The organism is Dyadobacter subterraneus, from assembly GCF_015221875.1.
Taxonomy (GTDB): Bacteria; Bacteroidota; Bacteroidia; order Cytophagales; family Spirosomataceae; genus Dyadobacter; species Dyadobacter subterraneus.
This window is the reverse complement of sequence record NZ_JACYGY010000001.1, coordinates 2679770-2706440: the sequence shown is the minus strand read 5'-3', so window position 1 is coordinate 2706440 and position 26671 is coordinate 2679770. Positions and strand designations below refer to the sequence as shown.

Sequence of the window (26671 nt, the reverse complement as noted above, 5' to 3'; positions counted from 1 at the left end):
ACCGAACCACCGAGGACAGTTAAACAGAATTTATCTGCTCAACTGCTTAACAGGAGGTGCAAACTTGGTAAGATCAATGCCGACCACCGCAGCTTTATATTCTTCTATATTTGGAATTCGGCCTAGGATTGCGGACAAAACAACAACTGGTGTGGACGCAAGCAAAGACTCTCCTTTTTTACCTTCCGAATCTTCAACAACTCTTCCCTGGAAAAGACGGGTCGACGTTGCTAAAACAGTATCTCCTTTTGCCGCTTTTTCCTGGTTACCCATGCAAAGGTTACAGCCCGGACGTTCCAGATACATCATGTTTTCATATTCAGTACGTGCCGCAACTTTCGGTGCATTATCGTTGAATTCGAAACCGGAATATTTCTGTAATACATCCCAGTCACCTTCATTTTTAAGTTCTTCTACGATATTGTATGTAGGCGCTGCCACGACAAGCGGGGCATGGAACTCAACTTTACCTTGCTGTTCTTCCAGATTTTTAAGCATCTGTGAAACAATTTTCAAATCGCCTTTATGCACCATGCATGAACCGACGAAACCAAGATCTACTTTTTTATCATCGCCATAGAAAGATATCGGACGAATTGTATCGTGGGTATATCTTTTGGAAACATCTTTATTATTCACATCAGGATCTGCAATCATTGGCTCGACGATAATGTCAAGATCAATAACAACTTCTGCGTAATATTTCGCATTAGCATCCGGAACCAAAGCTGGTTTTTCTCCCGACTTAATTTCTGCAATTCTTTTATCAGCCTTATTGATCAATCCCTGAAGAACCTGTTTGTGGTTTTCCATTCCCTTATCGATCATAATCTGGATTCTGCCTTTCGCAATTTCCAGTGATTCAATAAGCGTATCATCTTCCGAAATACAGATGGAAGCTTTCGCCTTCATTTCAGCAGTCCAGTCAGTGAAAGTAAATGCCTGGTCAGCAGGAAGCGTTCCAAGATGTACTTCAATAATTCTGCCCTGGAAAACATTTTCTCCACCAAACTTCTGAAGCATCTGAGCCTGGGTAGCATGAACAACATCACGGAAATCCATATGATCCTTCATGTCACCTTTGAAAGTTACTTTTACCGATTCCGGAATTGGCATAGACGCCTCACCCGTAGCCAATGCAAGCGCAACTGTTCCTGAATCAGCACCGAAAGCAACACCTTTTGACATTCTGGTATGGGAGTCGCCACCGATGATAATCGCCCACTCATCAACAGTGATATCGTTAAGAACCTTATGAATAACGTCTGTCATCGAGTGATATTCACCTTTCGGGTCACGGGCAGTGATAAGGCCGAAATCGTTCATGAACTTCATCAGTTTTGGAATATTCGCCTGCGCTTTTTTATCCCATACCGAAGCCGTATGACAACCCGACTGATATGCTCCATCAACAATTGGTGAAATGACTGTTGCGGCCATTGATTCCAACTCCTGAGCAGTCATAAGACCTGTTGTATCCTGCGAACCTACGATATTAACTTCAACACGGACATCGGATCCGGCGTGTAAAACTTTACCCGGTGTAGTACCAACGGCGTTTCTGTTAAATATTTTTTCAACTGCTGTAAGGCCTTGTCCCTCATTAGAAATCTCTTTTGCAGGAGCAAATACAGTAGTTGGTTCGATGCCTAAAATCTTCGCTGCGATTGTCTGGATCTTTTTACCAAATACAATTGCATACGATCCTCCGGCTCTTATAAATTCTTTTTTCTGTGGCGTAAGTGCCTTGGAAATATCGATCAGTTCCTGATCGCCATTATAAAGCTTTTTTGTCTGCGTATTGATGGTAAGAACAGTGCCCGTAGCAACAGAGTAAACCTCTTCAAGAATAGGATCACCATTTTCATTGCGGACGATTGCACCGTTTTCGTCAACCTTTTTAACCCAGTTTTTTAGGTCAATACCAATGCCACCAGTCACATCAACCGTAGTAAGGAAAATCGGAGAAATACCGTTTGTACCTCCAACAATCGGAGCGATATTAACAAACGGAATATATGGACTTGCACGCTTACCTGTCCAAAGTGCTACGTTATTTACACCCGACATCCGCGATGATCCCACCCCCATTGTACCTTTCTCAGCAATCAGCATTACGCTTTTATCAGGATGCTGAGCCTGTAACGCCTTGATTTCCTGCTGTGCCTTAGGAGTGATCATACACAAACCATGAAGTTCACGGTCAGATCTTGAATGAGCCTGGTTACCAGGAGAAAGTAAATCTGTTGAAATGTCACCTTCACCGGCAATGAAAGTAACGATCTTGATTTCTTCAGGTATGTCTGGCAGTTTAGTAAAGAACTCACCTTTGGCATAACTTTCAAGAAGCTCAATGGCAACTTCGTTTCCATTTTTGAACGCTTCCTTCAAACGGTCAGTGTCGGCTTCATAAAGGTAAACCTGCGTTTTAAGAACATCTCCCGCCTCTTTTGCAATTGTGATATTATCACCAAGCGCAAGATCCAGTAAAACCTCGATTGAAGGTCCGCCTTTCATGTGCGACAACAACTCTAATGCAAAGGCAGGCGATATTTCTTCTACAACTGCTTCACCAAGAATGATTTCTTTTAAAAATCTTGCTTTCGCACTGGCAGCACTTGTAGTTCCTGGTAATGTATTGTAAATGAAAAATTTAAGAGAATCTTCCCGATACTCGTTATTCAAATCCTTAATTTGGGCAATTATCTGACCAATTAATTCTGCGCCATCTATTGGCTTAGGATGAAGTCCTTGGGCTTTTCTTTCTTCAATTTCTTGGATGTAATCCTTATAAATATTCATGATAATGGAAATCTTTTCAATGTGATAGGCAGCTTTAAAACAGTCTGGGTACTGCCCCTTTTACTTTACCAGTTGTGAAAATTACAATAATACTATATGACCTCTCAATCCTGACGAAGAACACAGATTGGAGCAAAATCAACTTGTGATTTCCTTCTTTTGTACACCTGTACAGTTGCAACTTCCCACGATTGAGGATATAGGATTTTTTCTGCTAAAGTCAACTGCCGCTCTCCTGTTTTCCGAGCAGCTTTTACTCTTTCTTGCATGCGGGCATAAATACCCTTTATCATGTCTAAGTCAAAAGCCATAGTAATTCAACGATTCAAATTATCTGTTATCAATAAAACGCATAAAAGTACAAAATTCCTTATAACGTAGCCGGCGATGGTTCGTATTTTACATTTATTTACAATGATTATGAACTAAGCCGGTATATGTACAACCTGCAAACGATAAATTTTGTTCTTTCTACTGCTAATTCTCAGAGCGAAATGATGAAATTATCATGTTTTTAAAATTGCGAAAAAGAAGTTTCTCACATACCTTTTAGCAAGTACTTTGATTTTTTGCTGCTTTCTGCCCTATATTTGAGCTCCAAAGAGCCACCTAGTATCTTAATTCAAAAATTATGTCAAAAAATCTGGTGATCGTAGAGTCACCGGCGAAGGCCAAAACCATAGAAAATTATTTAGGGACAGACTTTATCGTTAAATCCAGTTTTGGGCATGTACGTGACCTTCCCGAACATGATATGGGTGTCGATGTGGACAATGGTTTTCAGCCGTCTTACGAAGTCTCAGGTGACAAGGTGAAAGTCATTAATGAGTTAAAAAAATTAGCGAAAGGCGCCGAAGTGTGGCTTGCAACTGACTCCGACCGTGAAGGGGAAGCCATATCGTGGCACCTCAAAGAGGCTCTGGGGCTGCCTGATGACACAAAACGCATTGTATTTCGTGAAATTACCAAATCAGCTTTACAAAATGCCATTGCCACGCCGCGTGTTATAGATGTAGATCTTGTGAACGCTCAGCAGGCACGTCGTATTCTGGATCGTCTGGTGGGTTATGAACTTTCTCCTATATTATGGAAGAAGATACGGATCGGGAAAACGAACCTTTCTGCAGGACGTGTACAGTCCGTTGCAGTACGTATAATTGTGGAGCGCGAAAGGGAAATTGATTCCTTTAAACCAAAAGGGAGTTTTAAGATCACTGCTCATTTTAATTTGGGAAATGGTAAGGTTTTAAATGCTGAATTACCTAAAAACTTTGCTGAGGAAACGGATGCAATGACATTTTTAGAAAAATGTATCAAAGCGACTTTTTCAATCAAAAATCTTGAAGTAAAACCTGCAAAAAAAACACCTGCTCCGCCATTTACAACTTCTACTTTACAACAGGAAGCTTCGCGCAAGCTTAGCTTTTCCGTACTTCAAACGATGACCGTAGCACAACGGTTATACGAAGCTGGTAAGATATCCTATATGCGTACCGATTCGACGAATTTGTCAGAAGAGGCTTTGGAAAAAGCACGCGTACAAATTACAAATGAATACGGCCCTGAGTTTTACAACAAAAGGGTTTTTAAAACCAAAAATGAATCCGCTCAGGAAGCGCACGAAGCCATTCGCCCAACGGACTTTTCTACTTTACAGGGAAGCGGCGACCGTAATGAGCAGCGTTTGTATGAACTGATCTGGAAACGTGCAATTGCCTCTCAAATGGCTGATGCCCAGCTTGAAAGAACAACTGCGACTATTGGTATTTCTACAACAAACGAAGAACTGGTAGCTCAAGGTGAAGTTATCAAGTTTGAAGGATTTTTAAAGGTATATCTGGAATCAAATGATGACGAAGATGAGGAACAAAAAGGAATGCTTCCTCCTTTAAATATCAACCAGATTCTTAACCTTGCAGATATGAAAGCGACGGAGCGTTTCACACGTAACCCGCCACGCTATACGGAGGCAAGTTTGGTTAAGAAACTGGAAGAAATGGGAATCGGTCGTCCGTCAACTTATGCACCGACGATTTCTACGATTATCAGAAGGGAATACGTTATCAAGGAAGACCGTGAAGGAACGGAGCGTGAGTTTAAAGAATTGACGCTTTCCAATGATGTAATCAAAAGTGTAGTAAACAAGGAAATTTACGGAACGGAAAAGTCAAAATTATTCCCGACAAGTACTGGAATGGTTGTGAATGATTTCCTTGTCAATCACTTTAAAGATATTATTGATTACTCTTTTACAGCCAGTGTTGAAAAAGATTTTGACCATATCGCCGAGGGACAACTTCCATGGCAAAAAATGATCACTGACTTTTACACGCCTTTCCATAAGAAGGTGGATGAGGCAAAAGAAGAAGCAATTGACCGAAGTCTTACTTCCAGAGAACTTGGAGAAGATCCTGCGACAGGTAAAAAAATAACAGTACGTATCGGGAAATATGGCCCTTATGTTCAGATTGGTGATGCCGAAGATGAAGATAAGCCAAAATTTGCAAGCTTGAAAAAAGGTCAGCTGATGGAAAACATTACGCTGGAAGAAGCTTTTGAACTTTTTAAACTTCCTCGTACGGTTGGTCTTTTTGAAGATTCAGAAATGGTTGTGAGTGTTGGAAAATTTGGTCCGTATGTAAAACACGGCGGCAAATATTACTCACTTGCCAAAACGGACGATCCCATGGCTGTTACGGAAGATCGTTTGATTGAAATCATTGAAGTAAAACGTATTTCAGATAGCAACAAAACAATCAAGGAATTTGCAGAAAATCCTGATGTTAAAGTACTTAACGGACGTTACGGCCCTTATGTAGCTTTTGAAAAACGCAATCTGAAAATTCCAAAAGGGACTGAACCAGCAGATTTGACTTACGAAGCGATTTTGCAGATAGCAGCCGATACCCCTGACAAACCAACTGGAAGAGGCGGTTTCAAAAAAGCAGCACCAAAAGCGGCGGCAGCAGAAAAAGCGCCGGTAGCTAAAAAGCCAGCTGCAAAGAAACCTGCCGCAAAAAAACCAGCTGCAAAAAAAACGACTAAAAGTTAAGCTGATCTGACCCAGATTTTTTACAATTAACTAGCCGAAAGCTGAACGCCGACGGCCGAAAGCCAATATGAAAAAGCTAGTAGTTCTTTCAGGTGCCGGAATTAGTGCTGAAAGCGGAATAAATACATTTCGTGACAGTGGTGGTTTGTGGGAAAATCACCGGATTGAAGACGTGGCTACACCGGAAGCCTGGCGCAGAAACCAGGAATTGGTGTTAAATTTTTATAACGAAAGAAGAAAACAGGCACTTTCTGTCAAACCAAATGCGGCGCATTATGCTTTGGTTGAACTTGAAAAAGAATATGACGTGCAGATTATCACCCAAAACGTTGATAATCTGCATGAAATAGCCGGCTCTAAAAATGTCATTCATTTGCATGGCGAACTTTTTAAGTCGGAAAGCACTAAAAATCCGGAGCTTGTTTACACCATGGATTCCTGGGAATTGAAAACTGGCGATTTATGTGAATTGGGCAGCCAGCTCAGACCACATATTGTCTGGTTTGGAGAGGCAGTTCCGAAAATGGAAGTGGCTATTGACATTACAGAACAGGCTGATATTTTTGTAGTTGTAGGGACTTCTATGGCTGTTTATCCAGCCGCTGGTCTTGTTCACTATGTTGGATATAACATTCCGATATACATCATTGACCCAGCCAAACCTGATATTAGTTTTAAAAAAAACATGACTTTTATTCAGGAAAAAGCTTCTGTCGGAATGGAAAAATTGAAAGAGCTTTTAGCTTTTAGCTTTTAGCTTTTAGAGTAATAACAATCTTTGGTTATTTTACTCGCATTATTGATTTAAAATTGATCATTATACTTTACAAATAGAAATGCAACTACTTGACGGAAAGGCTATTTCAGCCCAAATTAAGTCAGAGATAAAAATTGAGGTTGAAAACTGGATCGCTGGCGGTGGAAAAAAACCACATTTGGCAGCAATTCTTGTTGGACAGGACGGTGCCAGCGAAACTTACGTGGCTTCTAAAATCCGTAGCTGCGAGGAAATTGGCTTCACTTCAACCCTGTTACGTTTTGGACCGGAAACGACCGAGGCTGAACTTTTGGAAGCGGTAGAATCATTGAACAAAAATCCTGATGTGGATGGATTTATCGTTCAGCTACCCTTACCAAAACACATTTCAGAAAATACCATTATGGAAGCCGTAGACCCATCAAAAGATGTGGATGGTTTTCACCCGATTAATGTGGGAAGAATGTGTAAAGGACTTCCTGCTTACATTTCTGCAACGCCTTTCGGTATTCTGGAAATGCTTATTCGTGCCGGAATTGAAACATCAGGAAAACATTGCGTAGTGATCGGCCGCAGCCAGATTGTTGGTTTGCCAATGAGCATTTTGATGCAACGCAATGAATATCCAGGAAACTGTACAGTAACAATTACACATAGCAAGACACAAAATCTGAAAGAAATCTGTCAGACTGCCGATATCCTTATCGTAGCGCTGGGTCGTCCGGAATTCGTGACAGCAGATTATATCAAAGAAGGCGCTGTGGTTGTTGACGTAGGAATTACTCGTGTCGAAGATGCAACCAAGAAAAGCGGATTTGCGATTAAAGGTGATGTAAATTTTGCAGATGTCGCGCCTAAAAGCAGTTTCATCACACCGGTTCCAGGTGGCGTTGGGTTGATGACTATTTGCGGGTTGTTGACTAATACTTTGAAAGCGGCGAGGAAAGAGATTTATAAGTAATTTTCGATTGATTCAGAAAATTAGAATTACATAAGCAGGAATTGAGATATTTTTCATTTCCTGCTTTTTGTTTTAGACAAATACTTGTTTGCCATATTATGTCACCCTTTCAGGGTTTGATGCACAGCCTATAACATCATTTCTATAATAATTTCATCCCTTCGCGATTTGGATAAGTGCTAGATATTTGAATCTAGCTAATAGGTTATTACATTTAATAATACAAAAAAATCTCACTTGATTTGTGATAATTAAAAGCATCAAGTACATATTAATAAATTAATATTTTGCCTCTTCTATTATCGAATAGCACAATCCCAAAGGGATGAAATTATTGTAGTAAGGTATATATCCTAGCCGGGAACAACCCTGAAAGGATGACATAAAATGTCAATATTCGTTGCTCTCAACAAAAAAAAAACCATTTCAACTTGCTCAAATCAAATTTTGCTAAAAATTTTGTCATTTCTTTGTAACTTTCTCGCAAAGGACATTCCATGAGCATCGTCAGCAATAATATAAAATATCTCCGTAGGCTAAATGGCCTTACACAAGAGCAATTTGCACGAAAAATTGCTATCAAAAGATCTCTTTTGGGAGCTTATGAGGAAGCACGTGCAAATCCAAATCTGACCAATTTGAAAAATATGGCAGCAGCTTTTGGTATTACGGTAGACAATTTGCTAAAAAACGATTTAAGACGAATTCGGGAAACGCCTGATTTATCATTGCCCCTAAATGGGACGAGACCGATGACCGTTTCTCATTCCGGTTCATCCGTTACGCCGCCGCGCATGCCTACTTATGCAGAGCCGCAGCCGCTATCTAAAATCATGGATAATTACCAGCAGCCGGAGCCATCTATCCGGACTGTGGCCAGACAAGTAACACTTAAACCTGTCAATGGAAATGCGTATCAGCCGCCGGTATCCCAGCAATCCTATACGCCAGCACCCACGCCACAGCCAAATTTGATTGATCCTAGAATGCCGGTTTTTAACAACCAGTACGCTATAAATTCAGAGCCTGCGACAAATTATCGGGAAGACAGATCTGCAAATTATCCTACGATCCAGTGGGTTGGAAAAAACCAGTGGATCGAATATATAGCCAATTATCAAAATCCGGCTTTTTTAACCCATTTACCCTCTTTTCAACTGCCAAATTTACCGTCCGGGTATTACCGTGCTTTTGAAAGTAGTAACGATTTTGAGTATCCGGGATCTTTACTGGTTGGTTCTTTTATCAGAAACTGGTATGAAATCAAGGATGGTTCGAATTATCTTTTCGTTCTTAAAAACCAGGGTTTTCTTTATAGAAAAGCATTTAATCAGGTAAAAACGAAAGGGACGTTATTACTAAGTTCTGATATTTCAGGCATTCCGGAACTGGAAGCTGCCCTTCATGAGGTACTTGAAGTTTGGGAAGTTAAAGCTTTTATAAGTTTGCAATTGCCCAATCCTTCTCCTTCTATGGATCGAATTGGGCAATTGGTTGATGAGCTACAAATTGAGCTAAGTCGTGCTAAACCATTCGGCGGATTACCTTATTAATTTAGAAAATAAAGATTCGATCATTTGCAGATCCTTGCTTTTTGCTGTTGTTTCCAATACTGCTACGCCTAGCTGATACCAAAGTTGGTCGCCGATGTAAAGGTATTTCCCTTTTTTAGTAGGTTTACTTTCAGCAGCATTGTCATAAACAAATTCTGCGCGGTAAACGGTATCCATCACTTTTTGCAAAAATCCCCAGTCAAGCTGTTTAAGCGGACCGCCGTTTGCGCTCATTGTGAAAAGTTTTGTTGCGAAAGAAGCTTTTAAGGCCACTTCACTTTTTGGCTCGGCATCGTAGTCAAGATAGGTTAATTCGAAAGGAAGTTCTCGGCCTGATGTTTCCAAAATGGCTTGCATAAATTCCTGAAGAAAGTAAACCCAGCGCTCTTTATCAACCGGATATACGGTTACACGCTTGTCATTTTCTTCAATTTCTATTTCAACAAAATCTTCAAATTCCTTTTCTTCACGTTGACGGATAATTTTGGAAGAGCCGTAAATCTTATCAAATTCCTTGATCCAGTTAGCCGGAACAGCACCTTTCCAGGTAAAATCATCGTCCATCGTAAATCCTTCTTCCAGAATTTCATCCTCTTCAAGATCCTCGCGGTCGGTGTATTTTATTGAAAAATCAACGCTTAAATCATCTTCTGAAATCAGCTGCAATTTGATGGTTTGGAAATTTGCATAAGGCGCTGGCACAACCGGAGCGGTCTGGTAGCGTATGATGTACAAACCGGGAATTTGAAGGTCTTTATTCATATAAGTAATATTTCTGGTATTGGTAAAAAACTGACTTTGTCGAAACTTCGCTATCTACTGTTTCCCATTAAATAACTGTGAAACTGTGCGTCGCTTATCAACCTTATCAGTGGGCGTTTTTATAAATTCGTCCACAAAGTAAACATGTTTTGGTGTTTCATAGGTTGAAATCCGTTTTCTTATTTCACCAAGCAGGTTTTCTTCTGATAAAACATTTACGTTTTTCAATACAACCAAAATAAGTTTCTGACCAAGTTTTTCATCATTTTCAAACCAGGAAAAAAAACTGTTTTCGTATCCGAGCTCGTAAAATACCTCTGCAACTATCTCATCTACTTTATCTAAAACAATTTTCATTCCGCCGGAATTGATAATATTGTCAATCCTCCCTATCCAGTTAAAAGTATTTTCAGAAGTAATTTCTGCAAGATCGTTGGTCTGAATTCTTTCCCAGTTTGTCACATCGCCTGAGAGAAAAATGCATCCCCGATCATCAAGCCCAAATTCAATTTCAGGTAAAACCTTATAACCATTTTCCACTTCCGGACCATTCAATTTTCTTAATGCGACATGAGAAACGGTTTCCGTCATACCATAACTTTGATAAACCGGAATCTTCAACTGATCAATTTGTTTCTGTAACTGAATACCAACCGGAGCTCCTCCAAGAAGTATTTTACCAAGATTTTCAATTTTATCTCTGGTATTTTCATTTCCCAAACCAGTTGAAAGTTGCAAAGGTACCATGGCGGCAAAATCAAAAATTGGATTTTGAAATTCCAACAAAGGGTTAGACGATGGTTCAACGATACTCAGCTCCCACCCCAGCTCCATCCCACGGACCAGCATCATAATTCCTGCGATGTAGGAAATATTCAAACAAACCAACGCACGTGTACCTTTGGGCAATTTCAATGCCTCACCCGTCATATGCGCACTGCTGCTCAGCTGATTTCTTTTTATTAAAATATCTTTTGGTATACCCGTTGACCCGGAAGTATGCAGCATAAATTCGCTTTGCCCGTTCAGCCAGGAAATCATAAAATCGTAAGCCTTACGGAAATACGGTTCTTCGGGAGGAGATTGTGTTTGTATTAAAGCTGCGTTTGTATTCCAAATCATTTTATTACCAAATTGACCAATGCCCGAAAGTTATCATTTTGTTTTTGACGGAAACGTAAACAATCCGTAATTTCGCCAATTAATTCGAATGACCGCTTTAAAACAGCAACAGTCATTTATTTTCACTCATTCACAGATTGCTCATATGTCTAGTTCAATAAAATGGGAAACCATTAAAGAGTACGAAGAAATTCTTTTTACACTGCACGAAGGAATTGCCAAAATCAGCATTAACCGTCCCCATAAACATAACGCATTCACCCCACAGACTGTCACAGAAATGATTGATGCGATGCACATTTGTCGTGAAGATACGCGTATTGATGTAATCATATTAACAGGTGAAGGCGGAAAAGCATTTTGTTCAGGCGGCGACCAATCCGTTCGCGGACATGGCGGATATATCGGAGAAGATCACGTTCCGCGTTTAAATGTCCTGGATCTTCAAAGAATGATTCGTTCTATTCCTAAGGCTGTCATTGCGATGGTGGCAGGCTGGGCAATTGGCGGCGGACACGTGCTTCATGTAATTTGTGATTTATCCATTGCTGCTGAAAACGCTCGTTTTGGACAAACAGGACCAAAAGTTGGAAGTTTTGACGGTGGCTTCGGAGCATCTTATCTTGCCCGTGTGGTTGGACAAAAGAAAGCACGTGAAATCTGGTTCCTTTGCGATCAATACGATGCACAGGAAGCTTTACAAATGGGATTGGTCAACAAAGTTGTTCCTTTGGAAGATCTGGAAACGACAACTGTTGAGTGGTGTAAAAAAATTCAGCAGAAAAGTCCTTTATCAATCCGTATGCTGAAAAGCTCTTTCAACGCAGAACTTGACGGGCAAGCCGGAATCCAGGAACTGGCCGGAAATGCAACATTGCTATACTATCTGAGCGAAGAAGCGAAAGAAGGACAAAGATCATTCCTTGAAAAACGTGATCCTGATTTCAGTAAATTTCCAAAATTTCCTTAACTTTTTTTAGTTGAAAGTTGAAAGCGCCCGGCGCTCGGTGGAGAGTTGAAAGTGTGGGTCCAGGCAGTTGAAATATTTTGCCTCACCATAAATTCTTAACTCTCCAAATAATGCTTCCGCACTAACTTTCAACTCTCAACTCTCCACTTTCAACTAAACAAAAATGAACTACTGGCTTATCAAATCTGAACCTTTCAAATATTCGTGGGACCACTTCGTGGAAGAGGGAAAATCCATATGGGATGGGGTTCGTAGCTACGAGGCACGTAATAATATGATGGCAATGAAAGCCGGCGATCTTGCTCTTTTTTATCATAGCAATGAGGGAAAAGAAGTTGTCGGTCTGGCAAAAGTTTCGAAGGAACATTGGCCAGATCCAACGACAGAAGATGATCGCTGGGTCGTTGTGGAATTTGTTCCGGTTGAACGTTTCCCAAAAACAGTCACATTGGCACAAATAAAAGCGGATGAAAGTTTGAAGGATATGGCTTTGATCCGTCAATCGAGATTATCAGTAATTCCGGTTAAAGCAGAAGAATTTGATCATATTGTTGGCTTGGCACATGCTTAAAAATCAACGTTTCCTTTACCTGGCAACGCAGGTAATGTTTTGTTTTCTGGTTATTTCTTACGCTGCATCAGCACAAGTTGTCAAGCGGATAGAACTTCCGTTACAAAATGCAAATGCAGCTTTTCAGACAATGCCACTTGGTGAGAAAGGTGTTTTGTTGATTTCAAAGCCGGATAAAGGAACGTACAATGTGCAAAAATTTGATACTAATCTGGACCGGGTCTGGTCTATTGATGGCCCCGTTGAGTCAAATCTGGATTATGTAGCTTCTTGCTATGACGGACAATCTGTTTTTCTTCTTTTCAGCAAATACCGCAGTTCGCTTTACCAGATTGTCAAGGTAAATGTTGCGCCAGGATTTGTTGAAACCTTTACAATCAATACGATTGACCGTTTTGAAATTACTGATTTTAAAACATTAGGTTATGCCGTTTTTATGGCTGGAATGGTCAGAAACGAGCCTGTTTTGATCCATACCAATTTGACTACTTCCCAAACAAGGGTTTTACCAACCGCCATCAAAGGCTCAAATGCCATCCAGACTGTTGAAGTAGACACTACACATCATTTGGTTAATGTCTGTTTCGCTGTTAAAAAAGGACGTCAGACAAAAATTGTAGCCCGGTCTTATGAAGAAACTGGCGAGCTTTATGTGCAGGCATCTATTGATCCGGAGGACGATTATTCCTTATTGAGTGGTCGTTTGCAGATTTTGAACGATTCGGTTCGTATGGTAATCGGAACTTATGGGTATCGGAATATGCAGAGCACAAACAATGCTGCATCTCAGGGACTTTATATTTCCAAAATTGTAAACGACGAAGTTATTTTCACCCGTTACCACAGCTTCACCGATTTCAAGAATTTTTTCAGTTACATGAATGAACGCCAGCAGGAAAAAATTGAGCGTAAAATTCGTAAAAAGAAAGAAAACGGTGATGACCTTAAATTAAATTACCGGCTTCTGGTTCATGATATTGTTCCAAAAAATAATCAGTTTTTGCTTGTAGCAGAGGTTTTCTACCCTGAATATCGCTACCAGAATAACATGATGAGTGGGTTTGGCTATGGCTCAATGATGATGGGCGGTTATCCATTTGGCATGGGCTTGTACAATCCTTACTTATGGAATCCGATGTATGGCGGCATGCGCGGGTACAACAATCAAATATTCGATGGCTTCACTTATACCCACGCCATTGTTGCAGACGTAGATCAAAACGGTAAATTGCTCTGGGACAACAGCATCAGTTTTGATAATGTCAAGAGTATGGACCTTCGCGAAAAGATAAAAGTACAAAGCGAGGCAAACGGTACGACCCAACTTGTATACAGCCACAATGGCGGAATCCGCAGCAAAGTAATTAAAGGAAACCAGGTATTAGACAATAACCGGATCGTTGACAACAGTACAACAGTTGAAGGCGATAAAGTCCGGAAAACAAGTACGGATGATATCGATTACTGGTTTGATAATTTCTATATTGCCTGGGGAGAACAACGTATAAGCAACGCGCAGGGAGACGTTCAGACGCGCGGCAGACGTAATGTTTATTATTTAAACAAAATATCATTCTAAATTGTTAACGCTAAGCTTTTAGTAACGACAGGAATAGTCGTAACAAAGCCACTAACAACTTACCATTTATAATTAATCATTAAAATAAGTGATACTTCTTTCACCAGAACAACATACAGAATATCAATTAATTGATACCGGCGGATTCGAAAAACTGGAACGTTTCGGGCCTTACACGCTGACACGTCCGGAGCCTCAGGCGATTTGGGATAAAACATTAAGTGAAAAAGAATGGGCCGATAAATCCAATGCTGTTTTCAAACGGGATAAAAATTCACAGGAAAAAGGCCAGTGGATTTCCAAACCGGATATGCCTGAACGTTGGGTGATGCAATATCGCTCCGGCTCGCTTCATTTGCGGGCAAAACTTGCTTTATCCTCTTTCAAGCACGTGGGCGTTTTTCCCGAACAGGCTACAAACTGGGATTATATTTCCAAAAAAGTTAAGCAAATCCCGGAAGACAAGCCAAATGTGCTTAATTTATTTGCTTACACCGGAATTGCTTCGTTGGCAGCAAAAGCGTCGGGAGCGGACGTAACACACGTAGATGCCGTAAAACAAGTAATCAGCTGGTCGCGTGATAATATGGAACTGAGCGGTTTGGACAACATTCGCTGGGTAGTTGAAGATGCGTTGAAATTTGTAAATCGCGAAGTGCGTCGTGGTAATCAATACAACGGAATTATCCTTGATCCGCCAGCCTACGGTCGCGGTCCCGATGGGGAAAAGTGGCTTTTAGAAGAAAATCTGAATGAAATCCTTCGTCTTTGTGCTTTGCTTTTGAAGAAGAAAAACTTCTTTTTTATCATCAATTTGTACTCGCTTGGTTTCTCTGCTTTAATTCTTGAAAACCTGATCAAAGCACATTTCCCGGACATAACCAATCACGAATTTGGCGAATTGTTTATTCCGGATTCTTTTGGAAAAAATCTGCCGCTGGGAGTATTTTCGCGTTTTTCAGATCAAACGATTTAAAATTCGAACAGATTGCTCAATTTTGCAATTGAGATATATACAACAAGGTTCGGAAAGTTTTTTGCACGGGATTTATTCCAAATGAAGAAAAGTCGTTTCTTACTGGTTTTTTTATTGCTTTTGACAGTCTTGTCGGGAAGCATTTTACAGTCATGCCAAAGTGACGCCAGAAACGCTACGCGCATACCCCCTACGGTTAAAAAATCTAAAAAACAGTGGCAGGACGACGCGCTGTTATCTTTGTCAGATTTGATCAACCGAAATACCGATGTGGATCTCAACTATTTTAAACGGGCAAGAATTTATTTTGACCGTGAAGAATATAGCCTTGCACTAGCGGATATCAATGAAGCGATCGATGAAAAAGATAATGTGGGAGAGTATTTTCTTTTAAGAGGAAAAGTTAACCGCGAGCTTGGAGAAATTGATAACGCACTGGAAGATGCCGAACGTGCAGAAGCGTTGCAGCAGACAAGCCCGGATTTGTATATTTTGCTGGCTGATATTTTTCAGGTAAAAAATAGGTTTCGCGATGCCAACCGATATCTGGTGCAGGCTATGAAAATGGCGCCTTATGATGGTTCGGCCTATTATGTCAAGGGAATGCTGCTTGCACGACAAGGTGATTCTCTGGCAAGTCTGGCGAATCTGAACAGTGCTATTAATATGAATCCGCGCCTTATCAGAGCTTATCAGCAGAGTACAGTGATCTATTTGAAGCTTTTAAACTACGGACAGGCACTTGCCTTTAATAACAGGGCGATCAAACGTTTTCCTAATAACGCCGAATTATATTTTGAACGCGGCGACATTTATAAAAATCTTTCTGTTATAGATACGGCGTTAGCGAATTACCGTAAGGCAACGAGCATCAATCCAAAATACGCAGATGCATTTTTTCAGATTGGAGCATTAGAAATTGGACAACGGGGATATTATAGTGCTTTACTTGCATTTCAATCATTACTAATTCTTCGTCCGGACCATCCCCAGATTAATTATCTGGTAGGTTATTGTTACGAAAGACTTAGAAATGATGTTAAAGCAAAGGAGTATTTCACATATGAAAACGAGAAAAATCCTGCGGATCAAATGGCGATAAATGGTTTGTGGAGAATACGTCAAAGGGAAAATGGCAGATTGTTCCCTGAATATTATTCAGATGAAGGTATAGACCAGGATTATAAAACGCTTGATAGTTCAAGGGTGAAGATTGACCTCATAAAACCGCGCGGAACCATAAATATGCGAATTGATTCCTCTCGAAACGCTAAAATTCAATAGATTTGTAAGAATTAAGAGTAATAGAATTATTTTTTTGAATGAAAGACGAGTCTCTAATTAAAATCACCCTGCCCGATGGTAGCGTGCGCGAATACGAAAAAGGCATTACTGCCCATGGTATTGCGCTGAGTATCAGTGAAGGTCTGGCGCGTAATGTTATTGCGGCCAAAGTAAACGGCGAAGTGTGGGATCCTACGCGCGCTATTGAAAAAGATTCACTTGTAGTGTTGCTCACGTGGAATGATGAAGATGGAAAATCAACATTCTGGCATTCTTCCGCCCACTTATTGGCGGAAGCTTTGGAAGCACTATATCCGGGCGTTAAATTAGGTACGGGTCCTTCAATCGAAAGAGGATTTTATTATGACGTGGATTTGGGTGAAAACACCATTTCATCTGATGATTTCCCAAAGATCGAAGCTAAAATGCTTGAACTGGCTCGTCAGAAAAGCGAATTCAAACGTATTCCGATCAGCAAGCAGGATGCGATCGATTTCTTTACCAAAAAAGGTGACGAGTATAAGCTCGAACTGATTGATGGTTTGGAAGACGGATCTATCACGCTTTATGAGCAAGGTGCATTTACTGACCTTTGCCGTGGACCGCATATTCCTAATACCGGTATTATCAAGGCTGTAAAGCTGACAAATATTGCTGGCGCCTACTGGCGTAACAAGCAGGAAAACAAAATGTTAACCCGTATTTACGGGATTACTTTTCCAAAACAAAAGGAATTGGAAGAGTATGTAACATTGATGGAAGAAGCAAAAAAACGTGACCACCGTAAACTTGGAAAAGAACTCGAATTGTTCGCGTTCTCAGAGAAAGTGGGTCAGGGTTTACCATTGTGGCTGCCAAAAGGTGCCATGCTGCGTGAGCGTCTGCAATCGTTTTTGAGCAAAGCGCAATCTCGTGCGGGTTATTTGCCTGTGGTTACTCCTCATATTGGCAGCAAAGAACTATATGTGACCTCCGGTCACTGGGATAAATATGGTAAGGATTCATTCCAGCCAATTAAAACTCCAAATCCAGGGGAAGAATATTTGTTAAAACCGATGAACTGTCCGCATCACTGCGAGATATACAAAACTTCACCGCGTTCATACAAAGATCTTCCGCTGCGTTTTTCTGAGTTTGGAACTGTTTATCGTTACGAACAAAGTGGTGAATTACACGGTTTAACCCGCGTTCGTGGATTTACTCAGGATGATGCGCATATTTTCTGTCGTCCGGATCAGGTGAAGGAAGAATTTATCCGCGTTATTGATCTGGTTTTGTATGTTTTCAAATCCCTGGGTTTTGAAGATTACAGCGCGCAGATTTCGCTTCGTGATCCTAACGACAAACAAAAATATATTGGTAGAGACGAAGACTGGATACGTGCTGAAAGCGCGATCATCGAAGCTTCGGCGGAACGTGGACTGGAAACAGTAACTGAATTGGGAGAAGCGGCTTTCTACGGCCCAAAACTTGATTTCATGGTTCGTGATGCTTTGGGAAGAAAATGGCAGCTTGGAACTATTCAGGTTGATTACCAGCTTCCGCAGCGTTTTGAACTTGAATACACAGGTTCAGATAATCAGAAACATCGCCCGGTAATGATCCACCGTGCGCCGTTTGGTTCGATGGAACGTTTCATTGCGATTTTGATCGAAAATTCGGCGGGACAATTCCCGTTATGGTTGTCACCAGATCAAATTGCGATTTTGCCGATTTCAGAAAAGTATGCTGAGTATGCAGAAACTGTTTTTGCTCAATTACAAGAGGCCGATATCCGTGGATTTATTGATCACCGCGATGAAAAAATTGGCCGTAAAATCCGTGATGCGGAAGTTACCAAAGTTCCGTTCATGCTGATCGTTGGAGAAAAAGAAGCCGCCGAAGGTAAATTATCTGTCAGAAGAAAGGGTGAAGGCGATTTGGGAAGTATGTCAATTGAAGAATTTGCCTCTTATTTTCAAAAAGAAGCAAAAATAATTGGATGATTTTACAATTTTTCTTATTATTCCCGTATTAACGCACTATTTTTGTCACAGCATTGTTAATTTTCTGATTTCCATCTAAAAATACAAAAATCACCAAACCAAGTAATATGGCATTAAGACCCCCGAGTGGACGTTTCAGAGTAGTAGAAGAACCTTATAAAATCAATGAGCGCATCACAGCAAAAGAAGTTCGTCTGGTTGGCGAAAATATTGAAGCTGGCGTTGTAGATATAAATACCGCGAGAGCAATCGCAAAAACACAGAATCTTGACCTAGTTGAAATTGCACCAACAGCAGTACCGCCTGTTTGTAAAGTAGTTGACTACTCGAAATTCAAGTACGAGCAAAAGAAGAAACAGAAAGAAATAAAAGCAAAAGCACAGAAAGTTGTCATCAAAGAGATCCGTTTCGGCCCTAATACTGATGATCACGATTTTGACTTTAAGCTTAAACATGCTATCAATTTCCTTAAAGAAGGTTCAAAAGTAAAAGCATACGTTCACTTTGTAGGTCGTACGATCGTTTTCAAAGAAAGAGGTGTAAATTTGCTTAATAAATTTTCAGAAGCTTTGACAGATTACGGCAAGCTTGAAATGGAGCCGAAACTGGAAGGAAAAAGAATGACAATTATTCTGGCTCCTTTGCCTCCGAAAAAATAGATTTTTTCAGCTGTTGGCTTTTAGTGATTGGTAGTTAGTCAATTCAACAAACAAAGTGTGGCTTGATTTGATAGATATATTTTCTTGATAAATGAAATATAAAATCGTGTTAAAGACAATTGTCTTTAACACGATTTTTGTTTTACAAGGAAATTCACTAATTTTGCGCGCTGTTTTATATTTTTTCAACTATTATTTTTTTGTACCATGGGTAAAATGAAAACAAATTCTGGTGCTAAAAAGCGTTTTTCGCTTACTGGTACTGGTAAAATTAAACGCAAACATGCGTTCCACAGTCACATCCTGACCAAAAAATCAAACAAGCGTAAGCGTGGATTGGTTAAAACAGGTCTTATTGATGTGTCTAACCACAAACAAGTATTGGCAATGCTTGGGAAGTAATTCCGAAAAAGCCAAAAGATTACCAAATACCATTTCGGTTTTTTGTTCAACCCGATAGCCGGCCTTAAAGTCCCAAAATGGGCGCCGTCAATCAAAAACAGTTACTATTATGCCACGTTCGGTAAACCATGTTGCGTCACGCGCAAGACGTAAAAAAGTGTTAAAATTAGCGAAAGGCTATTTCGGCCGTCGTAAAAATGTTTGGACCGTAGCGAAAAACGCCGTTGAGCGTGGACTTGCATACGCGTACAAAGGTCGTAAGCAAAAGAAACGTAATTTCCGCGCATTGTGGATCCAACGTATTAACGCTGGTGCACGTCTGCACGGACTATCATATTCTGCTCTTATGGGTAAAATTAATGCAAAAGGCATTGAGTTGAACCGTAAGGTACTTGCCGATTTGGCAATGAATCACCCGGATGCATTTAAAGCAATCGTTGATCAGGTTAAATAAAACAGCAAACCCGCTTCGGCGGGTTTTTTTATGTTTAGTTGTACCGTTACTTTTAGCACAATTATTGTCTAAGCTATATACAACTAAATTAATTCGATCATGCTCGACCAACTTCTAGGCCTAATTCAGGAACATTCTCAACAGGCAATCGTACAAAACCCGGAAATTCCAAATAGTCAGAATGCAGATGTTATGCATACTTTGATGGGATCAATTACCGGAGGACTCCAAGAGCAGGCACAATCAGGCAATATTCAGGGAATAATGGGTTTGCTGTCAGGCAAAGAAACCGGCAACGGAATCATGAACAACCCTATCGTGGCATCGATTGCAGGAAACGCAGTTTCGGCCATTATGCAGAAATTCGGTCTTAGCAGCAGTTCCGCAGGTGGAATTGTTTCCTCAGTTCTTCCTGGCGTACTAGGCAGCCTTATTAACAAAACAAGTAATCCGTCGGATGGCAGCTTTGATTTTAACAGTATTCTTGGCGGTTTGCTGGGAGGTGGTGGAGCAACAGCAGCTTCCCCGGCAGCGGCAGCAGCATCGGGATTTGATTTCAATCAAATTGGTTATGCTCTGGCTGACGGAAAACTGGATATGAATGACGTAATGTCAATTGGAAAAAGCTTTATGGGCGGCGGAAATGCGGCGCCAGCAAATCCAAGTCAACCAAAAGAACAAGGAGGATTTGATTTAGGTGGAATGCTCGGTGGCTTTTTTGGAGGAAAATAGTCAAAATTCAAATATTAGTATAAAAGCTGTAAGCAAGGAAATATTCCTGGTTTACAGCTTTTTTGCTTTAAAAAGTTGGTATGATGTGTTTTCCATATAAAAGATAACCGTAATTTAATAAGCCGAAAACAGTAAAGCGTGGTACTTTTGGTAAAATTTCAGGTAATACTGAGTATGATTTCCCAAACCCGTTAATTCAACCCATGGACTCAAGAAGAGAATTTATTAAAAAAGCGGCCATGCTTTCAGGCGGTGCCGGCCTTTTAAGTGTACTTCCTCCTTCAATTCAAAAAGCATTAGCTATTGACCCTCAGCCAGGAAGTACTTATCTGGATGCTGAACATGTGGTCATTCTCATGCAGGAAAACCGTTCTTTTGATCATTGTTATGGTTCGCTTCGCGGCGTAAGAGGTTTTAACGATCCAAGAGCGATTACCTTACCAAATAAAAATCTTGTCTGGCTGCAAACTAATGCGGCTGGTGAAACATACACACCGTTTCGCCTGAATATGAAGGATTCCAAAGCAACCTGGATGGGATCTTTACCTCATTCCTGGCCAAATCAGGTTGATGCAAGAAACGGAGGGAAATATGATAAATGGCTGATTGCAAAACAGGCCGGGCATAAAGATTACATAAAAATGCCGTTGACCCAGGGTTTTTACAACCGGGAAGATATTCCATTTTATTATGCATTAGCCGATGCATTCACAGTTTGTGATCAAAACTATTGCTCTTCGCTGACCGGAACTACGCCAAACCGTCTTTTTTTATGGACAGGAACTGTTCGTGAAAAACAGGACACAGAAGCTTATGCAAATATTCGGAATGAAAATGTAGATTACGATAAACCAGCTACCTGGACAACTTTTCCGGAGAGATTGGAAGACAATGGCATTTCATGGAAAATATATCAAAATGAGATCAGCCTTCCGATGGGATTTGAAGGTGAGGAAGAATCCTGGCTTGCCAATTTTACTGACAATCCGATTGAGTGGTTTACTCAATATCACGTTCGGTATTCGACAGGTTTCCAAAAACATTTAAAATCCCAGGCTGCACAATTACCAAAAGATATAGCTGCACTTGAAGCAAAAATCAAGACCCTACCAGCGGGAAAGGATGCAGATTTGGCACAAAGTGCTTTGAAAGAAAAGCTTGCTTTACAGGAAATCGTAAAAAAAGAACTGGCTGAATGGAGTCCTGAAAATTTTGCCAAATTATCCCAAAGAGAAAAAAATCTTCATCAGAAAGCATTTACAACCAATATTAAAGATCCTGATTACCACGATGTCACTACTTTTAAATATGACGAAGGCGCGACAAGTCGTGAAGTCAAACTTCCAAAAGGTGATGTACTTCATCAATTCAGGGATGATGTCAAAACAGGAAAATTGCCAACCGTTTCCTGGCTGGTAGCACCCGAAAACTTTTCTGACCACCCGACTTCACCATGGTACGGCGCCTGGTATGTATCCGAAGTGATGGATATTCTGACAAAAAATCCGGAGGTCTGGAAAAAGACGATTTTCATTCTTTGTTATGATGAAAATGACGGATACTTTGATCACGTTCCGCCCTATGTAGTTCCAGAGCCATACAAGGAAGACACCGGAAAAACATCGGAAGGAATTGATACCAAAGTTGAATTTGTGACTTTGGAGCAGGATATGAAGAAAAAAGCAAAAAGAGAATCCCGTGAGAGCCCGATTGGACTCGGATTTCGTGTTCCGCTTTTGATCGCTTCTCCCTGGAATCGCGGCGGAAGTGTTTGTTCAGAAATATTTGACCATACATCGGTCATCCAGTTTTTGGAAAAATTTACAAGCCACAAATCCGGCAAGAAAATTGAGGAAACAAATATCAGTGCATGGCGACGTACAATTTGCGGGGATCTGACTTCCACATTCAAACCATATGACGGCCAGAAAATTCCCCTACCCGCTTTTGTCAAACATGACGAATTTATTGAAGGAATCCATAAAGCCAAATTCAAAGGTCTTCCAAATGGCTATAAATCATTGTCGGCAGCCGAAATCTCACAGATAAATCAGGATCCATCATCGTCGCAGTATATGCCTCAGCAGGAAAAAGGAACTCGCCCTGCCTGTGCATTACCATATCAGTTATACGCAGATGGCCACATCAGCGCCGATAAAAAATCTTTTGAAATAAAATTGAAATCGGGAAATGATATTTTCGGAAAAGATTCTGCCGGTTCGCCTTTCATGGTTTATGCACCAGGAAAATACAAAGAGGAAGATGTCAAAGTCTGGAACTATGCAGTGAAACCAGGTGATGCGCTGAGTGATTATTATAAAATTGAAAATTTTGAAAACCAGCATTATCATTTGCGGGCATATGGACCTAACGGTTTTTTCCGTGAATATACTGGTAATACAAATGACCCATTGGTTTTGGTTCAGTGTGATTATCAACTGGATAAAAACAAAAAACCTACCGGAAACATTGAGCTGACGATCAAAAATACCGATCCGAAAAATAAACTAACCGTTGAGATTGTAGATAATGCATATAAAAGTGTGGGGCAAAAGAAGACCCTTGACGCCGCCGGATCAAAATCAGCAACCACTACAATGGTGCTAAATCTTGAAAAAAGTCATAACTGGTATGATTTCAGTTTAAATTTCGAAGGATATAAATCTACTTTAAAGCGATATGCAGGGCACGTGGAAACTGGCAAGGAAAGTATAAGTGATCCTTTAATGGCCAGAATAATTGCTTAAATCATAACCAGTATGTAAAACAACAAACCGTTGAGTAACTAAATTTTTATTTTGTAAGAATTATGTATTACTGTTGAATTAAATATGATATTTCTCATTTAAGTCGACATCAATGACTAAAAATTTAGCTATCCTGTTAACGTGTTTGTTGTTTTCCTTATTACACAAAACTGCAATTGCAAAAGAAGTATTGTTTGTCAACGAAATTGTTGCATCCAACAATACCGGTATTACCGATGCCACCGGTGCTCATGAGGACTGGTTTGAAATTTACAATCCCACCGATCACGTAATCGATATTGCAGGTTATTTTCTGAGCGACAAGCCAGGAACTCCCAACAAATATCAAATGCCAACGGGGAGCGCTCTTACCAAAATTCCTTCGAAGGGATTTATTGTCATATGGGCAAGTGGCGTCCCGTCCAGGGGAGCATTACATGTATCTTTTAGCTTGTCAAAAGATGGAGAAGATGTTGTGATTTCTTCCCCGGAATTAGAACTGATCGATGACGTAACGTTTGGAGCAATTGGAGACGACGTTTCTTATGGTCGCAGTCCTGACGGAGCCACCAGCCTTGTAAATTATTCGACACCCTCTCCTGGCAAAAGTAATGCAACCGGAACTACCCAGCTGCCCACGCTTGCACCTCCCGTATTTTCAGCCTCATCGGGTTTCAAAGGTTCAGCCTTTTTGCTTACGATTACTCATCCTGAACCTGGTGTTACCATCCGTTATACATTGGACGGTTCAGATCCACAAAACAACAATAATCTCAATTTCTGGGCTTACAAAAACAAATACAATGAAAACGGAACTGCGGCTCAGGAACAGCAGGCGCAAGGTCTTGGCCAGGGTTTATCAACGGACGGATATTCCTCAACGGTTTACCAGAATCCAATTTCAATTACTGACCGATCTACCGCTGAGAATAAAGTGTCCCTTAAAAACACCACCTTTACCGTAAATCCTCAGGTGCCATCCAGTAAAATATATAAAGGCACCGTTGTGCGGGTTAAAGTGTTTAAATCCGGATTTAATCCTAGTGAGACTGTTACCAAAACCTATTTTATAAACAATGGCGGCGTATCAAAGTATCCGGTTCCTGTACTTTCTTTGGCCACTACGGAAACTTCTCTTTTTGAATATAATACCGGTATCTATACACCCGGTATTACTTTTGATAAATTCCGCGCTGCCAACCCGACAACACCAGCAGAAGTATGTACGTTTGCCAACTTTTCATGGGCAGGCGACGATTGGCAGCGTGATGGAAATATTGAATATTTTGATAATAATAATCCGGTACTAAACCAGCAAATTGGTTTTCGCCTACATGGCGGATGTACAAGGTCGTTAAGACAAAAAACACTTCGGCTTTACAGCGATACAGAATTTAATTATTCGATCTTTCCCGAAAATCCAACGTTATACCCCAAAAGAATACTGCTGAGAAATTCGGGGAATGACACGCCTTTGACCATGTTGAGGGATTCCTATTTTCAGAATCTGGTAAGGCACTTGCCATTTGACACACAGTTGTCGAGGCCTTCAATCCTTTTTATAAACTCGGAATACTGGGGAATTCATAACATTACGGAACGCTACGACAAATTTTATCTAAAAAAGAAATATGGAGTGGATGAAGATGAAGTAGATATCATATCTGTGGAAGGATCGGAAGTTGAGGAGGGAGATATTACCAAGTACAATGAATTTCTGAATTTTGTAAATAATAATTCTCTTGCCGACGCAGCAAATTATAATACGCTGAAAACAATTATAGACCTGGAAAATTACACTGATTACCAGATCTCGGAAATTTATAGTGCCAACGGTGACTGGCCTTTTAAAAACATGCGCTTGTGGAGATACAAAACGGCTGGTTCTAATCCCACTGCTTCATTTTATGAGGATGGCAGATGGAGATGGATGTTGTATGATACTGATCTTGGTTTGACTAATCCCGGCAGCAATTCTCTCCTGGGAGCTTCTAACGCACCAGCGGCAGGTCCTATGGCGATTGTACTCAAAAAGCTTTTGCAAAATCCTGATTATAAAATCTATTTCACTAACCGTTTGGCAGATCTATTAAATACTACGTTTTTACCATCCAGAGCTTCTGCCCTGCTGGATCAGATCAAGGCGCAATATACGCCACTCATGCCGGATCACATTGCCCGGTGGGGAGCGCCCGGTGACATGAATAACTGGAACCAGAATGTTGATGTTATCAAAACTTTCGTTTCGCAAAGACCTCCCAGTTTCCGGGATCATGTTCGTACCTTATATGGAGCTGCCCTGGCCAACTTTAACCTTACTGTTGATGTTTCCGACGCAGCACAGGGTTATGTTAAGATAAACACCCTTGACATAGTGCCAGAAACGGTAGGTGTTCCTGCAACGCCATATCCATGGACCGGTATTTATTTTCAAACCATTCCGGTGAAATTAACAGCAGTTGCTAAATCTGGTTTTCACTTTGTTCGCTGGGAAGACAAAAATGGTGTGAGTACCACGGATCCTGTACTTACTGTAACCTCTGCAACAGCCGCTTTAAATTACAAAGCATTCTTCTCGGCAGGTCCGCTGCCGGTAGTACTTAAATCTTTTAATGCAAAAAAAGATCAAAGCCAGGTGAAAATATCATGGGAAACGACTTCGGAAACGAACAATGATTATTTTGAAATCGAACGCTCAGCGGACGTAAAAAGCTGGACATCGATTGGTCGGATAAAAGGATTTTCCTCGTCAACTGCCCGGCAGGCTTACAAGTTGACTGATGAACAACCTCTGCCAAATATTAGTTATTATCGTTTGAAGCAAGTTGATCTGGACGGCACATTAACGTATTCAAGAGCTGTTTCGGTTGACATGGGTACTTTAAACCTCACTAACTTTTGGCCCAACCCTGTTTCCGAGACGCTGAATATTGCTTTAGATCAAGCCATTCCCTGGACAAAATATGCAATTACTGACATAAATGGCACAATAGTAAAGTCAGAACAAAAAGTAATGACAACTAATGCCATTCAGATTCCTGTTTCCAAACTTAATAGAGGCATGTACATTATTCAACTTACCAATGACGAAGGCAGAACTGAAAGCGTACGGTTTTTAAAGCAATAATCGAAACGATAAGAAACAAGAACAATGACTTTCAGCATCATTTGATAACTGCTCACTCGTTACTAATCAAGGTATTATAATAAAATTGGTTTATTAAGCCAGACAGAAATATTATGAAACAATATTTCTGTCTGGCGTTTTGATTTTATGCTTTCTATTTCAATATAGCATAAAAT

At 40.5% G+C, this 26671-nt stretch carries 20 protein-coding genes; 16 read left to right on the top strand and 4 right to left on the bottom strand.

The window, feature by feature from the left end:
* Window positions 1-30: 30 nt before the first annotated feature.
* Together IEE83_RS11060 and IEE83_RS11055 are read right to left on the bottom strand one after the other, a co-directional pair.
* A complete protein-coding gene (locus tag IEE83_RS11060) occupies window positions 31-2802 on the bottom strand; it encodes a bifunctional aconitate hydratase 2/2-methylisocitrate dehydratase (protein ID WP_194120641.1) in 2772 nt (923 codons plus the stop codon).
* Between the two features lie 104 nt (window positions 2803-2906).
* Window positions 2907-3113, bottom strand: a complete 207-nt coding sequence (locus tag IEE83_RS11055) for a hypothetical protein (protein WP_194120640.1) — start codon at window positions 3111-3113, stop codon at window positions 2907-2909.
* 320 nt (window positions 3114-3433) lie between these two features.
* Between IEE83_RS11055 and topA the strand changes: the two genes are divergently transcribed.
* The 4 genes from topA to IEE83_RS11035 all read left to right on the top strand — a co-directional run bounded on the left by topA (window position 3434) and on the right by IEE83_RS11035 (window position 9125).
* The gene (topA, locus tag IEE83_RS11050) at window positions 3434-5854 is read left to right on the top strand and encodes a type I DNA topoisomerase (RefSeq protein WP_194120639.1); all 2421 of its coding nucleotides are present in this window, start codon (window positions 3434-3436) and stop codon (window positions 5852-5854) included.
* A 67-nt stretch (window positions 5855-5921) separates the two neighbouring features.
* Entirely contained in the window at window positions 5922-6611 is a 690-nt protein-coding gene (locus IEE83_RS11045) for an SIR2 family NAD-dependent protein deacylase (protein ID WP_194120638.1), read from the top strand.
* 79 nt (window positions 6612-6690) lie between these two features.
* A complete protein-coding gene (locus tag IEE83_RS11040; RefSeq protein WP_194120637.1) occupies window positions 6691-7572 on the top strand; it encodes a bifunctional 5,10-methylenetetrahydrofolate dehydrogenase/5,10-methenyltetrahydrofolate cyclohydrolase in 882 nt (293 codons plus the stop codon).
* A gap of 497 nt (window positions 7573-8069) precedes the next feature.
* Window positions 8070-9125: a helix-turn-helix transcriptional regulator gene (locus IEE83_RS11035; RefSeq protein WP_194120636.1), complete on the top strand. Its 1056-nt coding sequence runs from the start codon at window positions 8070-8072 to the stop codon at window positions 9123-9125.
* Here IEE83_RS11035 and IEE83_RS11030 read toward each other — a convergent pair.
* Both IEE83_RS11030 and IEE83_RS11025 read right to left on the bottom strand, forming a co-directional pair.
* Window positions 9114-9887 (bottom strand): hypothetical protein, encoded by a 774-nt coding sequence (locus tag IEE83_RS11030; protein WP_194120635.1) that lies wholly within the window; start codon window positions 9885-9887, stop codon window positions 9114-9116. The genes IEE83_RS11035 and IEE83_RS11030 overlap by 12 nt on opposite strands.
* 54 nt (window positions 9888-9941) lie before the next feature.
* Window positions 9942-11009 (bottom strand): AMP-binding protein, encoded by a 1068-nt coding sequence (locus IEE83_RS11025; RefSeq protein ID WP_194120634.1) that lies wholly within the window; start codon window positions 11007-11009, stop codon window positions 9942-9944.
* Window positions 11010-11154: 145 nt separating this feature from the next.
* Between IEE83_RS11025 and menB the strand changes: the two genes are divergently transcribed.
* From menB to IEE83_RS10965, 12 genes are all read left to right on the top strand, one after another.
* Window positions 11155-11979: a 1,4-dihydroxy-2-naphthoyl-CoA synthase gene (gene menB / locus IEE83_RS11020; RefSeq protein ID WP_194120633.1), complete on the top strand. Its 825-nt coding sequence runs from the start codon at window positions 11155-11157 to the stop codon at window positions 11977-11979.
* Window positions 11980-12142: 163 nt separating this feature from the next.
* A complete protein-coding gene (locus tag IEE83_RS11015; RefSeq protein ID WP_194120632.1) occupies window positions 12143-12550 on the top strand; it encodes an EVE domain-containing protein in 408 nt (135 codons plus the stop codon).
* The gene (locus IEE83_RS11010; protein WP_228101767.1) at window positions 12543-14129 is read left to right on the top strand and encodes a hypothetical protein; all 1587 of its coding nucleotides are present in this window, start codon (window positions 12543-12545) and stop codon (window positions 14127-14129) included. The genes IEE83_RS11015 and IEE83_RS11010 overlap by 8 nt, the downstream gene beginning before the upstream one ends.
* Window positions 14130-14217: 88 nt before the next feature.
* A complete protein-coding gene (locus IEE83_RS11005) occupies window positions 14218-15105 on the top strand; it encodes a class I SAM-dependent methyltransferase (RefSeq protein ID WP_194120631.1) in 888 nt (295 codons plus the stop codon).
* Window positions 15106-15186: 81 nt separating this feature from the next.
* Complete coding sequence (locus IEE83_RS11000) at window positions 15187-16389, top strand: tetratricopeptide repeat protein (protein WP_194120630.1); 1203 nt, start codon at window positions 15187-15189, stop codon at window positions 16387-16389.
* Between the two features lie 38 nt (window positions 16390-16427).
* Window positions 16428-18374 carry a threonine--tRNA ligase gene (gene thrS, locus IEE83_RS10995; RefSeq protein ID WP_194120629.1) on the top strand — a complete coding sequence of 649 codons (1947 nt, stop codon included), beginning with the start codon at window positions 16428-16430 and terminating at the stop codon, window positions 18372-18374.
* A 107-nt stretch (window positions 18375-18481) separates the two neighbouring features.
* Window positions 18482-19033 carry a translation initiation factor IF-3 gene (gene infC, locus IEE83_RS10990; RefSeq protein ID WP_194120628.1) on the top strand — a complete coding sequence of 184 codons (552 nt, stop codon included), beginning with the start codon at window positions 18482-18484 and terminating at the stop codon, window positions 19031-19033.
* Window positions 19034-19240: 207 nt separating this feature from the next.
* Window positions 19241-19435 (top strand): 50S ribosomal protein L35, encoded by a 195-nt coding sequence (rpmI, locus tag IEE83_RS10985; RefSeq protein WP_090338052.1) that lies wholly within the window; start codon window positions 19241-19243, stop codon window positions 19433-19435.
* Between the two features lie 109 nt (window positions 19436-19544).
* Entirely contained in the window at window positions 19545-19889 is a 345-nt protein-coding gene (gene rplT / locus IEE83_RS10980) for a 50S ribosomal protein L20 (RefSeq protein WP_194120627.1), read from the top strand.
* A gap of 99 nt (window positions 19890-19988) precedes the next feature.
* Window positions 19989-20621, top strand: a complete 633-nt coding sequence (locus tag IEE83_RS10975) for a DUF937 domain-containing protein (RefSeq protein WP_194120626.1) — start codon at window positions 19989-19991, stop codon at window positions 20619-20621.
* A 203-nt stretch (window positions 20622-20824) separates the two neighbouring features.
* Window positions 20825-23368: a phosphocholine-specific phospholipase C gene (locus tag IEE83_RS10970; protein ID WP_194120625.1), complete on the top strand. Its 2544-nt coding sequence runs from the start codon at window positions 20825-20827 to the stop codon at window positions 23366-23368.
* A gap of 112 nt (window positions 23369-23480) precedes the next feature.
* Window positions 23481-26495 carry a CotH kinase family protein gene (locus IEE83_RS10965; protein ID WP_194120624.1) on the top strand — a complete coding sequence of 1005 codons (3015 nt, stop codon included), beginning with the start codon at window positions 23481-23483 and terminating at the stop codon, window positions 26493-26495.
* Window positions 26496-26671 lie beyond the last annotated feature (176 nt).

What these genes read in the sequence shown, in the direction of transcription:
- IEE83_RS10970 (WP_194120625.1), top strand. Translation starts at nt 20,825, where the DNA reads ATGGACTCAAGAAGAGAATTTATTAAAAAAGCGGCCATGCTTTCAGGC.
- rpmI (WP_090338052.1), top strand. Translation starts at nt 19,241, where the DNA reads ATGGGTAAAATGAAAACAAATTCTGGTGCTAAAAAGCGTTTTTCGCTT.
- IEE83_RS10965 (WP_194120624.1), top strand. Translation starts at nt 23,481, where the DNA reads ATGACTAAAAATTTAGCTATCCTGTTAACGTGTTTGTTGTTTTCCTTA.
- IEE83_RS11035 (WP_194120636.1), top strand. Translation starts at nt 8,070, where the DNA reads ATGAGCATCGTCAGCAATAATATAAAATATCTCCGTAGGCTAAATGGC.
- IEE83_RS11000 (WP_194120630.1), top strand. Translation starts at nt 15,187, where the DNA reads ATGAAGAAAAGTCGTTTCTTACTGGTTTTTTTATTGCTTTTGACAGTC.
- IEE83_RS11045 (WP_194120638.1), top strand. Translation starts at nt 5,922, where the DNA reads ATGAAAAAGCTAGTAGTTCTTTCAGGTGCCGGAATTAGTGCTGAAAGC.
- IEE83_RS10975 (WP_194120626.1), top strand. Translation starts at nt 19,989, where the DNA reads ATGCTCGACCAACTTCTAGGCCTAATTCAGGAACATTCTCAACAGGCA.
- IEE83_RS11060 (WP_194120641.1), bottom strand. Translation starts at nt 2,802, where the DNA reads ATGAATATTTATAAGGATTACATCCAAGAAATTGAAGAAAGAAAAGCC.
- IEE83_RS11030 (WP_194120635.1), bottom strand. Translation starts at nt 9,887, where the DNA reads ATGAATAAAGACCTTCAAATTCCCGGTTTGTACATCATACGCTACCAG.
- IEE83_RS11055 (WP_194120640.1), bottom strand. Translation starts at nt 3,113, where the DNA reads ATGGCTTTTGACTTAGACATGATAAAGGGTATTTATGCCCGCATGCAA.
- IEE83_RS11040 (WP_194120637.1), top strand. Translation starts at nt 6,691, where the DNA reads ATGCAACTACTTGACGGAAAGGCTATTTCAGCCCAAATTAAGTCAGAG.
- menB (WP_194120633.1), top strand. Translation starts at nt 11,155, where the DNA reads ATGTCTAGTTCAATAAAATGGGAAACCATTAAAGAGTACGAAGAAATT.
- rplT (WP_194120627.1), top strand. Translation starts at nt 19,545, where the DNA reads ATGCCACGTTCGGTAAACCATGTTGCGTCACGCGCAAGACGTAAAAAA.
- topA (WP_194120639.1), top strand. Translation starts at nt 3,434, where the DNA reads ATGTCAAAAAATCTGGTGATCGTAGAGTCACCGGCGAAGGCCAAAACC.
- IEE83_RS11025 (WP_194120634.1), bottom strand. Translation starts at nt 11,009, where the DNA reads ATGATTTGGAATACAAACGCAGCTTTAATACAAACACAATCTCCTCCC.
- IEE83_RS11015 (WP_194120632.1), top strand. Translation starts at nt 12,143, where the DNA reads ATGAACTACTGGCTTATCAAATCTGAACCTTTCAAATATTCGTGGGAC.
- IEE83_RS11010 (WP_228101767.1), top strand. Translation starts at nt 12,543, where the DNA reads ATGCTTAAAAATCAACGTTTCCTTTACCTGGCAACGCAGGTAATGTTT.
- infC (WP_194120628.1), top strand. Translation starts at nt 18,482, where the DNA reads ATGGCATTAAGACCCCCGAGTGGACGTTTCAGAGTAGTAGAAGAACCT.
- thrS (WP_194120629.1), top strand. Translation starts at nt 16,428, where the DNA reads ATGAAAGACGAGTCTCTAATTAAAATCACCCTGCCCGATGGTAGCGTG.